Genomic DNA, 12,568 nt, shown 5'->3' on the forward strand with positions numbered 1-12,568 from the left:
ATCGGTCGATCAGGGCCGGGTTCCTGAGTCCGGACAACGACTCGCGCAGTACGGGATCGACGCCCAGGAGCACAGCCTTGAGCTGGTTCATGGCCACGGTGATGTGCTCGGCGGCGAGCCCGGCGATCCGCAGGGCCGAGATCAGTGGTCGGAACTGCTCCAGTTCGGCGCCCGGGCGCCACACCGGACGTTCACGACCTAGGGCCTGTTTGGAGTCGTGATCACCTGGCCGGATGGAGGCTGCGCATCCAGATGATCGATCCGCGTAGTTGAAGCCCCGCCATGTAGTTGTCAAGCGTCTTGTCGCAGTGCCCGGTGCTGAATTCGGGACGTGCGGACGGGCATGCCGATGGCAGACACGTGCCCCGGTGAGCGCCTACACTCTCGCTGCGCTGACCAGCACAAGCCCTGGTATGGCGGACTCGTTTACCAGGCGTAGCGGTTGGTGCGGCCTATAGCAGTTAGACGGACAAGGAGTAGCGGTGGCAGCGACTGGCGGGGCGGCGACCCGATCCTGGCACTGGCACGGCGCGGCCGCCCTGACCTCAGCCGTCTTCCCTGCCGTGTTCGTGCAGGCGACGCTCCTCGCGAACTGGTACGTGGACCACCCGGTGGTCGTTCCCGGCGACGACTCACCTGGCGGCGGGAACATGGGGAACGTGATCGCCGTGCCGATTTTCGCCGTCGCTGCCATCGTCTGCCTGCTGTTCCCGCTGCTGTGGGGGATCGCGGCCTTCCGCACGTGGAAGGCCGCGGCGGTGAAGGATCTGCCGGCAATTTCCACCGTCCTGCAGGGGGCTGCCTTGCTGGTGGCCCTTCCGGTCGCCATGACCCTGCCGTACAACTGGGCCAACGTCACAACACTCGTTGCCGCGGAACTGGTCGCCCTAGGCGTCGCCCTGAGACCGCGTTGGTCGCGCCGGACAGTGACCGCCTAGAGCCTGTGTGATGGTGTGATCAATCTTCGGGTTCCGTCCTCGTATGGGGACAGGATCCGGTAGGACGCTGGGTGTGACGCGCAGTCAACTCACCGACGATCAATGGAAGTTCATCGAGTCCTACCTGCCGATCGGCGGGTTCGGCCCGTACCCCGAGCGGCTGAAGCAGTTTGAGGGGGTGATCTGGCGGTTCCGGTCCGGCGCCCGGTGGCGGGAGATGCCCTGCGAGTTCGGTCCTTGGCCGTCGGTCTACGGCCGCTTCCGGGTCTGGAGGGGCGCCGGCGTCTTCACCGCGCTGTTGGAAGGCCTGATCGCCGAGGCCGCCCGCCGGGGGAAGACGGACTTGTCCGTGGTCAGCGTGGACTCCACCACCGCCCGCGCCCACCACGACGCCGCCGGGATACGCATCGGCAAGGAGGTCATGGACGCCCTGGAGGAAGCTGCCGCCGAGCAGGAGCAGGCCCGGCAAAAAAAGGGGGCGGCCCGCAGGAGCAGAACGGGCAGGGCAGCGGTAACGACCCCAAACAGGAAGAGCGGCGACACATCCGGCGACGGCGCAAGCTCCGCTTGAAGGAAGCCCTGCTCGGCAGGTCCCGAGGCGGGCTGACCAGCAAGGTTCATCTCGCCGCGGACCGCAAATGCCGTCCGTTGTCGCTCGTCCTGACCGCAGGGCAGGCCGCCGACAGCCCGCAGTTCGTCCCCGTGCTGCAGAAGGTGCGCATCCGTCTGCCCGTCGGCCGCCCCCGCACCCGCCCCGACGCGGTCGCCGCAGACAAGGCCTACTCGTCCCGCGGCAACCGCTCCTACCTGCGAAAACGCAACATCAAGGCGGTCATCCCAGAGAAGAAGGACCAAGCGGCCAACCGGAAGAAGAAGGGCAGCCGGGGCAGCCGGCCCTCAAGCCACGACGCCGGTCTATACAAGGAGCGGAACACCGTCGAGCGCCTGATCAACAAGCTGAAGGCCTGGCGGGGCATCGCGACTCGATACGACAAGACTCCCGAAAGCTACCTCGCCGGCCTTTACCTCCGGGCCTCGATAATCTGGATCAACGACCTCCTGCAGGCACCTGGTTGATCACGACTCCAAACAGGCCCTAGGGGAGCAGCCCCGGGAACGACCACCGGTGGCCGGGGCTCCACTTGGGCCCCGGTCAAACGGATTCGTCGTGGTCCTGTGCCCACACGGAACGTACGTGTCCGAGATGCCGGGCCATGCAGGCCATGGCGGCCTCCGGGTCACCGGTCACCATGTGGTCGAGGAGCTCGAGGTGTTCCTCGGCGGAGGAGATCAGCTCACCGCGCTCGTCGAGCGCGTTGAGGCCGTACAGCCGGGAGCGCTTGCGCAGATCGCCGACCGTCTCGACCAGCCGCTCGTTGCCGGACAGGGTGAGGAGGGCGAGATGGAAGCGGCGGTCCGCCTCCAGATAGCCGATGAGGTCGTGCTCGCGGGCGCGCTCCACGATGGCCTCGGCGAGGGGGCGGAGGTCCTCGATCGCGTCCCGGGAGCACTTCTCGGTGATCCTGCCGATGGTGGGAACCTCGATGAGAGCGCGCAGTTCGGTGTACTGGTCGAGGTCGCGCTCGCTCAACTCGGTGACCCGGAAACCCTTGTTACGTACGGGTTCGACAAGACCCTCGCGCGCGAGGTCGAGCATCGCCTCGCGCACCGGGGTGGCCGAGACGCCGAAGTCGGCGGCGAGACCGGGCGCGGAGTAGATCTGTCCCGGGCGCAGTTCGCCGGCGATCAGTGCGGCGTGCAGGGCCTGGGCGACCTGGTCACGCAGCCGCTCCCGGGCAGTGATCAGAGTGCGCTGCTTCAGGTCGCCCATGGTCGTTCCTCCGAGTGTTCGCCGGGCACCCAGCGTACAATGTCACGTTGCGCTGGGCGCCCACTCAAGGGCCCGGTGGACCGCGGCCGCGACGGCGAGGTCCTGCCAGGCCATGCCCACGCTCTTGAAGAAACGGGGGCCACCGGGTCCGGGGGTGGTCCGGCCGGACACGAGATCGGCGAGTGTACCGACGATCTGGTCAGGCGCGAGGGCCCCTTCCCGCTGCGGAATGATCAGATCTCCGGCTTCCCTCAGTGCGACGGAGCGCGCCTCGACGAAGACGCGGGAGCGGCTCACCAGCGCGGTGTCCGTCTCGCGGGCCTCCGGTTCGTGCGAGCCGACGGCGACGACGGTGGCGTGCTCGGGAACCAGACGTCCGTCGAAGAGCGGCTCGCGTGCCGTGGTGCAGCAGACGACCAGATCGGCACCGGACACCTCGGCCGGGGTTCCGGTGCGGGCGTCGAGGCCGAACGCCGTACGGGCGTGCGCGACGAGGGCCTCGGCGGCCTCCGCAGTACGGGACACGACGGTCACCCTGGTCAACGGCCGTACCGCGAGGACCGCTTCCAGGTGGCCGTACGCCTGCGGGCCGGCGCCGAAGAGCACCAGATGCTCCGCGTCGGGTGCGGCCAGGTGCCGGATGGCCACGGCGGAGACCGCCGGGGTGCGCAGGGACGTCAGCGCGGCGCCGTCCAGGAGCGCCACGGGCATCAGGGTGGCACCCTCCAGCAGCAGGTATCCGCCGGTGATGCGGGGCAGCCCGCGCCCGGGATTGGCCGGGGCCACCCCCGCAATCTTCACCCCCGCGTACGCCCCGGCGGCCGCCGGCATCAGCAGCAACTCGCCCGCCGGCACCGGGACGTTGGCGCGGGGCGGGCAGGCCTCCGGGTCGAGGCCCGCCCTCAGGACCTCCGCCACGGCGTCGGCCGCGGCAGAGGGGGACAGCACGCGGGCGACGTCGTCCGCGTCCATGCACAGGAGGTCTTTCACAGCCGGCCCCTCACAGCAGGAATCCGGTCGCCAGGCTGTCGCCGGGCTCCAGTACGAAGGTGTGCTCCCCGGTCCGGTGCGCGGTGCCGGTGACCTCGGTGACGATGCCTTCCTCCGTACCGGGGACGACCCGGCCGGTGAAGACGGTGCCGATGACCGACTCATGGTGCAGGGTGTCGCCCGGCCCCAGCCTGCCGTCCTCGGCGAGCAGCGCGAGCCGGGCGGAGGTGCCGGACCCGCACGGTGACCGGTCGATCTGACCGTCGGCGAAGACGGTGACATTGCACTGCGCGGGCCCCATGGGGGTGTCGGGCAGCTCCTCGTAGAGGATCACGCCGTAGACGCCGGACAGCAGGGGGCTGTCGGGGTGCCAGGTGGCGGGGTGGCCGGCCAGCGCGGCACGGATCTCCTGACCCACGCGCACGAGTGCGTCCAGCGAAGCGGTGTTCACGTCGAGGCCGAGCTGCGCCGCGGGCACCGAGGCGTAGCAGGCTCCCGAGTGCGCGATGTCCACGTCGGCCATGCCCCGGCTGGTGGCGACGGGGATCTTGCGGGCGGCCACCCTGGCCGGGACGTTGCGGAAGGTGACGCCGGTGGTGCGGCCGGCCTCGCGGTGCACCGTGGCGGAGACCCTCCCCGAGGGCACGTCGATACGGACCTGGACGGAGCCGTCGTCGGGCGCGGCGACCAGCCCGCTGTCCACGGCCCAGGCGCCGAGCGCGATCGTGCCGTGCCCGCAGGCGGTGGAGAAGCCGTCCTTGTGCCAGAAGAGGACGCCGAGATGGGCGCCTTCGTCGTCGGGCGGGACGACGAATCCGCCGTACATCCCGGCGTGGCCGCGGGGTTCCTGGACCAGCAGCCGTCGGATGTCGTCCAGCGGGCCGGAACGGGGGGCGGTGCCGGATCCGCCGGCACCGATGGTGTTGGCGCAGCGCTCGGCGACCGTGTCGCCGGGGATCGCGGGCAGCCCTTCGGAGACGATGCGGAAGGGTTCGCCCGCAGTGTGGTAATCGGTGGTGCGTACAACGGTCACAGCAGGAAGCCTCCGGGGAACGGATCGCTCGGATCCAGGAAGTACTGGGCGGTGCCGGTGATCCAGGCCCGGCCGGTGACGGTGGGGACGACCGCGGGCAGTCCGCCGACGGTGGTCTCCTCGATCAGACGGCCGGTGAACTCGGTACCGATGAAGGACTCGTTGACGAAGTCGCGGCCGAGCGGGAGCTCGCCGCGGGCGTGCAGCTGTGCCATCCGGGCCGAGGTGCCCGTACCGCACGGCGAACGGTCGAACCAGCCCGGATGGATGGCCATGGCGTGCCGGGAGCGGACGGCGTCCGAGCCGGGGGCGGCGAGATAGACGTGCTTGACGCCGCTGATCTCCGGGTTCTCCGGGTGGACTGGCCGGTCGGTGGCGTTGATCGCGTCCATGATGGCGAGCCCGGCGGCAAGGAGGTCGTCCTTGCGGGCACGGTCGAAGGGCAGGCCGAGGGAGTCGAGCTGGACGAAGGCGTAAAAGTTGCCGCCGTATGCGATGTCATAGGTGACCGTGCCGTGTCCCGGCACTTCCACCTTGCGGTCGAGCGCGAGGCAGAAGGCCGGGACATTGGTGAGAGTGACGGACTTCGCCGCACCGTCCTCGACCCGTACGTCGACGCTCACCAGCCCCGCCGGGGTGTCCAGGCGGACCGTGGTGACCGGCTCCACGACCGGCACCATGCCGGTCTCGACAAGCACGGTGGCGACCCCTATGGTCCCGTGACCGCACATCGGCAGCAGCCCGGACACCTCGATGTAGAGCACGCCGTAGTCGGCGTCGGGCCGGGTGGGCGGCTGGAGGATCGCGCCGCTCATGGCCGAGTGGCCGCGCGGCTCGTACATCAGCAGGGTGCGAATGTGGTCGAGGTGTTCGATGAAGTGCAGCCTGCGCTCAGCCATGGTGGCGCCAGGGATGACACCGACGCCGCCGGTGATGACGCGGGTCGGCATGCCCTCAGTGTGGGAGTCGACGGCATGGAAGACGTGACGGGTACGCATGAAGTCCCCTTCTCAGCGGGTGGTTTCTACTTCAGGCCCTCGGCGAGTGCCTTCTCGGTGACGGCGCGCACGGACGCCTCCTGCGCACCGGTGAGCGGGAAGCGCGGCGGCCGGACGGCGCCGCCGGCGCGGCCCGCGATGTCCATGGAGAGCTTGATGGCCTGGACGAACTCGGTCTTGGAGTCCCAGCGCAGCAGCGAATGCAGGGACTTGTAGAGCGGCAGCGCGGTCTGAAGGTCGCCGGCGACGGCGGCGTGGTAGAGAGTGGCGCAGGAGGCGGGCAGGGCGTTGGGGTAGCCGGCGATCCAGCCGACCGCACCGGCCAGGGCGAGTTCGAGCAGGACGTCGTCGGCGCCGATCAGCAGGTCGAGGCCGGGGGCGAGTTCGGCGATCTCGTAGGCACGGCGGACATCGCCGCTGAACTCCTTGACGGCGACGATGCTGCCGTCCTGGTGCAGCTGGGCGAGCAGGGCGGGGGTGAGGTCGACCTTGGTGTCGTACGGGTTGTTGTACGCGACGATGGGCACGCCGGCCTTCGCCACCTCGGCGTAGTGGGCGCGTACGGCAAATTCGTCGGCGCGGAAGGCGTTCGGCGGAAGCAGCAGAACGGAACCCGCGCCCACCTCGGCGGCCTGCTCGGCCCAGCGGCGCGACTCCGCGCTGCCGTAGGCGGCGGCCCCGGGCATCACGCGGGATCCGTCGCCCGCGGCCTCGACCGCGGTACGGACGACGCGGGCGCGCTCCTCGTCGGTGAGCGTCTGGTACTCGCCGAGGGAGCCGTTGGGGACGACGCCGTCGCAGCCGTTGGCGATGAGCCAGGCGACGTGCTCGGCGTAGGCGTCGTAGTCGACGGAGAGATCGTCGCGCAGCGGCAGGGTGGTGGCGACCATGATTCCGCGCCAGGGGTGGTTGCGGGACGCGGTGGACTCTGCGGTCATGACGTGAGACTCCTACTCATGTGAGGTGTGACATTTTACTAAGGGATGCACGGAGGCCACAAGGGCCCGCCGTGCCGGCACGGCCGCCACGGAGAGGCGACCGTCAGCTTCTCGGCGTCAGTCTTCGGCGCCGGCTTCCGCCGGGGGCGGCAGCTCGGCGAGGTGCTTCAGCGGAACCGGGCAGGACAGCGGGCGCCGGTCCGCCGCGGGTTCCGCCCCTGCCAGACACGCCACCGCCTCACCGCACATCCGGCCCTGGCACCAGCCCATACCGGCGCGGGTCAGCAGCTTGACGGTCCGGGCGTCGCGCGCGCCCAGCTCGGCCACGGCCTCCCTGATGCCGGAGGCCGGTACCTCCTCGCAGCGGCACACATCGGTGGCGTCGTCCAGCCAGTCGGTCCAGCCGGGCCCCGGCCGGTGCGCGGCGGCCATCGCGTCGGCGAAGGCACGCAGTCGCGCCCGGCGCCGGGCGAGCCCGGCCACGGCCCGCGAGTACGGAGTGCCGTGCAGCTCGTGGGCGATGGACGCGGCGGCCAGTTCGCCCTCGGTCAGGGCGAGTTCGGCGCCTCCGATGCCGCCGGTCTCCCCCGCCGCCCAGACACCGGGAACGGAGGTGCGCTGGTCAACGTCGAGTTCCAGGGCGAGGGTGCCGTCCGGGGTGCGACGGGTGGCACAGCCGAGTCCGGTGGCCAGTTCCAGCTGGGGGACCAGGCCGTGGCCCACCGCGAGCGCGTCGCACGGAATGCGCCGGCCGGTGCCGGGCACGGGCCGCCAGTCACGGTCGAGGCGGGAGACGGTGACGGCCTCGACCCGTCCGGTGCCGTGGGCGGCCATGACCGCGTGCCGGGTCAGCAGACGGACGGAGTGCCGCAGCAGGCCGCCTCCGTGCACGGCACCCTCGACGAGCTTGCCCGGGTTGCGTACGAGGGAGGGGACTTCACGCGCGTACGCCGTGTAGGAGGCGGCCTCCACGACGGCGGGCACCCGGGCGCCGGCCGCGGCGAGCGATCCCGCCACGGCCAGCAGCAGCGGGCCGCTGCCGGCCACCACGATCCGCTTGCCGGGAAGCACCAGGCCGGACTTGAGCATGGCCTGCGCGCCGCCCGCACCCACGACCCCGGGCAAGGTCCAGCCGGGGAAGGGAAGTTGCCTCTCGTACGCGCCGGTGGCGAGCAGCACCGCGGAGGCATGGACCATGGCGGGCGTCTCCTCGGGACCGGCGACGGCGTGCAGCCGCCAGCAGTCCGAGTCGCGGACGACGGTCCACACATGATGGCCGGTCAGATGGGTGACCCTGCCGTGCCGCTCGTGATCCCGCAGTCGGCGCGCCCTTCCGGCGAAGGCGCGCCAGCCGTGATGCAGGGCTTCCGGGCGCCGGGCGCCGAGACCGGGCGCGGGGTGGCGGTAGAACTGCCCGCCGGGCCGCTCCCCCGCGTCGAGCAGGGTGACGCGCAGGCCCAGGTCGGCCGCCGCGACGGCGGCCGCGAGCCCTGCGGGGCCCGCGCCCACGACGGCGAGGTCGGCCGGCTCGGTCGGTTCAGACGGCGAGGTCGGCATGGCCGGTCCCCTCCTGGGTGGTGAGGATGTCGCCGGGCCGGGCGGGGACCAGGCAGGCACGCTGATTGGGGCGGCCATTGACGGTGAGCAGGCAGTCGTAGCAGGCGCCGATACCGCAGAACGCTCCGCGCGGCGCCCCGCTCCCCCGGGTGGTGCGCCAGGCGAGGATGCCGGCGGCCCAGAGCACGGCGGCAAGGCTCTGCCCGGGCAGCGCGGTCAGCGGACGGCCGTCGAGGGTGACCTCGAACGACGCCTCCGGTTCCGCCCGAACGAGCGCCTGCGGTGAAGGGTCGGGGCTCATCGGTCGGCTCCTTGACGGTCGAAGCGTTCGGGGCGGAACGGGGTCAGGTCCAGGGCGGGCCTCTCGCCGCGCAGTACGGAGGCGATCAGCAGCCCGGTGGCCGGCGCCAGGCCGATACCGGCTCCCTCGTGGCCGCAGGCGTGATGGAGGCCGGGCACCCTCGGGTCGGGGCCGATCGCCGGGAGGTGGTCGGGGAGATAGGGGCGGAAGCCGTGGTAGACGCGCATCGCGTGGACGTCCGCGAGGACCGGGAAGAGGGCGGCGGCCTGGGCGGCGAGGCGGCGCAGCGCCTCGGTGGACAAGGTCCGTTCGAAGCCCACGCGTTCACGGGTGGCGCCGATCAGAACAGGCCCGGAGGGGGTTCCCTCGACGACGGCGGAGGACTGCAGAGCGGCGGAGCCGCTGGCGACGTCGGCGATGTAGTCCGCGGCGTACACCTTGTGGCGGACGACCCGCGGCAGCGGTTCGGTGACGAGGACGAAGCCCCGGCGGGGCAGTACCGGAAGGTGTGTGCCGGCGAGTCCGGCGACCTGTCCGCCCCAGGTACCGGCGGCGTTGACGACAGCCGGGGCGAGGAGTTCGCGGCGCGGGGTGCGTACGCCGCGGACGGCCCCGTCCGGGCCGGTCAGGATCTCGGTGACCTCTTCGCCGAGATGCAGCCGGGCACCGTGGCGGCCGGCCGCGCGCAGCAGTTCGGCGGCGGCCCGGGCGGGCTGGACCTGGGCGTCCTGGGGGTAGTGGAAGGCTCCGGCGAGGCCGGGAGCCAGATGGGGTTCGAGGTCGTGGAGCCGGTCCGCGGCAATCTCGTAGGCCTCGACGCCCGCCCCGCGCTGGCCTTCGGCAAAGGTGCGCAGGGCGGACAGGGTGGCCTCGTCGGGCGCCACGACGAGGCCGCCCTTGGGCTCGTACTCGGCCTCCGGTGGGAGTGCCGAGCGCAGTTCGCGCCAGAGTCGGGTGGACAGCAGCGCGAGGTCGAGCTCGGGGCCCGCTTCCTTGTCGGAGACGAGCAGATTGCCTTCCCCGGCGCCGGTGGTGCCGCCCGCGACGGGACCGCGGTCGACGACGGCGACGGAGAGGCCGGAGCGGCTCGCGTAGTACGCGCAGGCGGCTCCGACGACGCCGGCACCGATGATGACGGCATCCAGGGAGTGTCTCTTGGGCACGGCAGTAATATGTCACATTGCTATGTGACGGCCAAGGGTTTCACGCCACGGATCTTGCGTGTCAGCTGCGCAGCGGTCCGTCGCAGGAGTAAGTGGACGTACCGGCCGCGCCGTTGGTCCGGATCTTTACCGGGCCGAAGGAGCAGTTCATGTCGGCCCAGTTGTTGGACGCGACCCCGGCCCGCTCGAGGATGGAGTAGTCGACCTTCTCGGAACATGTCCTTGAAGACCTGGTCCGGGTTGCGGAAGTCCTTCAGGTTCGCCGTGATCCTGCCGGTGCAGATGAAGCTCCGCTTGCCCGTGTCGCCGTTCTCGACGCAGTGAGGCTTGTTCCAGGTGACCGAATAGGAGGTGCGGCGCACGGACTTCAGCGAGGAGTCGCGCAGCTGCTCGTTCGGCGTGAAGGTCGTATTGGGCACGAAGAGCTGGTCGACCTTGGCGATCTGCTCGTCGAGGAAGGCGTCGTACGCCCGCTGGAGCGCGGCGTCCGTGCCGAGCCGGTCGCGCCAGGCGTCGAAGGCCGCCGGGTCGTCGGCACGCAGGTGCCGGTACATCTCCTGGAGCAGCCCGGGCCGCTCGGTCCACAGGAACTCGAAGAACGTCGCGGCGTACGGGTAGATGCGGGAGCCGTCCCCGCCGTAGGTGGCGTGCAGCACCTGATTCACGGTCATGCGCGGACGGCCGCCGGCTGTGTCCCTGATGACCCAGCTCACCATGGACTTGCGGACGGCCACACCGTCGTCGCGGGTGTCGCCGTCGAAGAACTCGGCCGTGCCCTCGTCCACGGCGGTAACACGGTCCGACCGGTACCAGAGGCCCTCGCCGTAGTAGCCCGGCATCGCGAATCCCAAGTCAATTACCAGCCCGTGATGGCCGTCAGAGGTCACCTGACCGTTGGGGTGCATCCATCGCATCAGCGGCATTGTCCGGTAGCCACAGATCTCTGCCGAACAAAGTCGCCCCCCTCCCCTCTCCAGTCAGCCACCTGAAGTGGGAGCTCTCCGTGCGCGGTACCCATGACGACAGCCACACACCCCAATAGTGACGCTCCGTCATAAATGTCAGCATTGAGTCAGCATCAGGTTGACCTAACCTGATCGCAGATTGCCAAACCTGGGAAACATAGTCCCCCTCTCCAGAGGGGGGACCGGACGGCGCTGCACCCACTGCAGAGTCACTTGCCGCCAGGTAAATCGACAGCGCCTCTCGGGACCTTGCTACAGGACTATCCTCCTGGTCAGCGCACACGCCCCCGGGGTTTCAGTGGCACAGGAGGGAGTTCGGGGGCGGACAGCGGACCTCCCTGGTAGCCCTTCACCTCGCCGAAGCGAGAAGCGCCCATCCAGTCCTCGCGAGCCTGAGCGATCTCCTCGCTCGTACGGCCGATGAAGTTCCACCACATGACGATCTCCTCCTCGAAGGGCTCGCCCCCGAGGAGCATCAGCCCCGTGTCGGAGTCGGCGCGCAGCGGGAGTTCGGTGCGGCCGCAGCCGAGGTAGAGCATCGATCCGGGCAGCAGGGGCACGCCGTCGACCTCCGCCTCGCCGGACATTGACAGCACGGCGTACTCGAAGTCCGGATCGAGCGGCAGGCGCGCCTCGGCGCCACGGGTCAGGGCGATGTCGGCGCCGACGATCGGGGTGTAGGCGGTGCCGGGCGAGGTGGCGCCGTCCAGCTCGCCGAGGATCACCGTGGCGGTGAGGCCGGGGGCGGTGACGGTCGGCAGGTCGGTGTGATGCTGGAAGTGCGGCTCGACCTGGCGGTGGGCGTCGGGCAGCGCAACCCAGAGCTGAGCGCCGTGCAGAAAACGAGCGTGCGGCTTCGGGCTCTCCTCGGAGTGACTGATGGCCCTGCCGGAGGTCATCAGTCCCAGTTCGCGCGGGCGGATCGTCTGCAGGCTCCCCAGGCTGTCGCGGTGAAGCACCTCGCCGTCGTGGAGCCAGCTGACCGTCTGCAGGCCCATGTGGGGATGGGGCGGTACCTGCATCCCGGGTTCGTCGGCGATGTCGTCGGGGCCGTAGTGATCGACGAAGGCCCAGGCTCCGACCATCCGGCGGCCGAGGTTGGGCAGTAGCCTGCGAACCTCGGTGGACTCGCCGAGCTGGACGTGACGCGGGGCGAGGAGTTCACGGACCGGGTCGGCGACGACAAAGCCCCGGCCGCCGCAGACGGAGAGTGCGGCCTGGCGATCGAGATTGCTCATGGCGCTCAACCTATTCCTGTGCAGGCGCGGGCGGTCGGTACCCACGCCAAAAGTTTGGTGGAATGTTCAACCATAATGGGGTGTTGTGCAAGCTGAAAGCGGGCCGCGCGAACGACTGGATGCATGGCCCGACGGATCTCCCAAGGCCTCAACCGAGGAGGGCAAGTGAACGACACCTATTACGAGTTCGGCACGGCAGCCGACCGCTGGGACCGCGCCCGGATGTTCTTCGAGGCCAAGGAGTACCTGACCGCGGCCCGGATCCTGGGCGGACTGGTCGAGGAAGCGCCGGAGCAGGTCGCGCCGCGGCTGCTGCTGGCCCGCGCCTACTACCACTCGGCGCGGCTCGGCAAGGCCGAGACGGAGCTGCGGGCGGTGCTGCAGCGCGACCCGGTGGAGCACTATGCGCGGCTGATGCTCGGCCGCACCCTGGAGCGGCAGGGCCGGCAGGAGGAGGCGACGCCTCATCTGCGGATGGCGGCGGCGATGTCCGGGGACTTCGGGGAGGACGTGAGCAGCTGAGACCGACCGGCAATGGGGGGGTGGGTGAAGGAGCGGGGCTGGGGTGCGTGCATCGCAAGGCGGAGGATTGAGCCATGGCGGAGCCATGGTGATG

12 protein-coding genes and 2 pseudogenes are annotated in these 12,568 nt (G+C 70.4%); 3 read left to right on the forward strand and 11 right to left on the reverse strand.

All coding sequences use genetic code 11. The annotated features are described in order from the left end of the window. Positions 1-184, reverse strand: a pseudogene (locus ACWD6R_RS37520) (hypothetical protein); the annotation flags it as partial. A gap of 298 nt (positions 185-482) precedes the next feature. On the opposite strand from ACWD6R_RS37520, the gene ACWD6R_RS37525 reads away from it, so the two are divergent. Then, complete coding sequence (locus ACWD6R_RS37525; protein ID WP_451822844.1) at positions 483-938, forward strand: hypothetical protein; 456 nt, start codon at positions 483-485, stop codon at positions 936-938. 73 nt (positions 939-1,011) lie between these two features. Further along, a pseudogene (locus ACWD6R_RS37530) lies at positions 1,012-2,015 on the forward strand (IS5 family transposase). Between the two features lie 76 nt (positions 2,016-2,091). On the opposite strand, the gene ACWD6R_RS37535 reads toward ACWD6R_RS37530, so the two are convergent. The 10 genes from ACWD6R_RS37535 to ACWD6R_RS37580 form a co-directional block, all read right to left on the reverse strand. After that, a complete protein-coding gene (locus ACWD6R_RS37535; protein WP_451822845.1) occupies positions 2,092-2,769 on the reverse strand; it encodes a GntR family transcriptional regulator in 678 nt (225 codons plus the stop codon). A 42-nt stretch (positions 2,770-2,811) separates the two neighbouring features. Then, positions 2,812-3,741 carry an ornithine cyclodeaminase family protein gene (locus tag ACWD6R_RS37540; protein ID WP_451822854.1) on the reverse strand — a complete coding sequence of 310 codons (930 nt, stop codon included), beginning with the start codon at positions 3,739-3,741 and terminating at the stop codon, positions 2,812-2,814. A 28-nt stretch (positions 3,742-3,769) separates the two neighbouring features. Continuing rightward, positions 3,770-4,792 carry a proline racemase family protein gene (locus ACWD6R_RS37545; RefSeq protein ID WP_451822846.1) on the reverse strand — a complete coding sequence of 341 codons (1,023 nt, stop codon included), beginning with the start codon at positions 4,790-4,792 and terminating at the stop codon, positions 3,770-3,772. Next, positions 4,789-5,790 (reverse strand): proline racemase family protein, encoded by a 1,002-nt coding sequence (locus ACWD6R_RS37550; protein WP_451822847.1) that lies wholly within the window; start codon positions 5,788-5,790, stop codon positions 4,789-4,791. The genes ACWD6R_RS37545 and ACWD6R_RS37550 overlap by 4 nt, the downstream gene beginning before the upstream one ends. Before the next feature lie 26 nt (positions 5,791-5,816). After that, a complete protein-coding gene (locus ACWD6R_RS37555) occupies positions 5,817-6,728 on the reverse strand; it encodes a dihydrodipicolinate synthase family protein (RefSeq protein ID WP_451822848.1) in 912 nt (303 codons plus the stop codon). A 117-nt stretch (positions 6,729-6,845) separates the two neighbouring features. Then, complete coding sequence (locus ACWD6R_RS37560; protein ID WP_451822849.1) at positions 6,846-8,285, reverse strand: FAD/NAD(P)-dependent oxidoreductase; 1,440 nt, start codon at positions 8,283-8,285, stop codon at positions 6,846-6,848. Beyond that, positions 8,266-8,586 (reverse strand): (2Fe-2S)-binding protein, encoded by a 321-nt coding sequence (locus tag ACWD6R_RS37565; RefSeq protein WP_451822850.1) that lies wholly within the window; start codon positions 8,584-8,586, stop codon positions 8,266-8,268. Before ACWD6R_RS37565 ends, ACWD6R_RS37560 begins: the two co-directional genes overlap by 20 nt. Further along, entirely contained in the window at positions 8,583-9,749 is a 1,167-nt protein-coding gene (locus tag ACWD6R_RS37570; RefSeq protein WP_451822851.1) for an NAD(P)/FAD-dependent oxidoreductase, read from the reverse strand. Before ACWD6R_RS37570 ends, ACWD6R_RS37565 begins: the two co-directional genes overlap by 4 nt. A 20-nt stretch (positions 9,750-9,769) precedes the next feature. Beyond that, positions 9,770-10,588, reverse strand: coding sequence for a collagenase (locus ACWD6R_RS37575; protein WP_451822852.1), 819 nt, complete (start codon positions 10,586-10,588; stop codon positions 9,770-9,772). A 398-nt stretch (positions 10,589-10,986) separates the two neighbouring features. After that, a complete protein-coding gene (locus tag ACWD6R_RS37580; RefSeq protein ID WP_451822853.1) occupies positions 10,987-11,952 on the reverse strand; it encodes a pirin family protein in 966 nt (321 codons plus the stop codon). 165 nt (positions 11,953-12,117) lie between these two features. Between ACWD6R_RS37580 and ACWD6R_RS37585 the strand changes: the two genes are divergently transcribed. Beyond that, a complete protein-coding gene (locus ACWD6R_RS37585) occupies positions 12,118-12,474 on the forward strand; it encodes a tetratricopeptide repeat protein (protein ID WP_393310120.1) in 357 nt (118 codons plus the stop codon). The last annotated feature ends 94 nt before the right edge of the window (positions 12,475-12,568 follow it).

It is taken from the genome of Streptomyces sp. NPDC005151 (genome assembly GCF_053599875.1).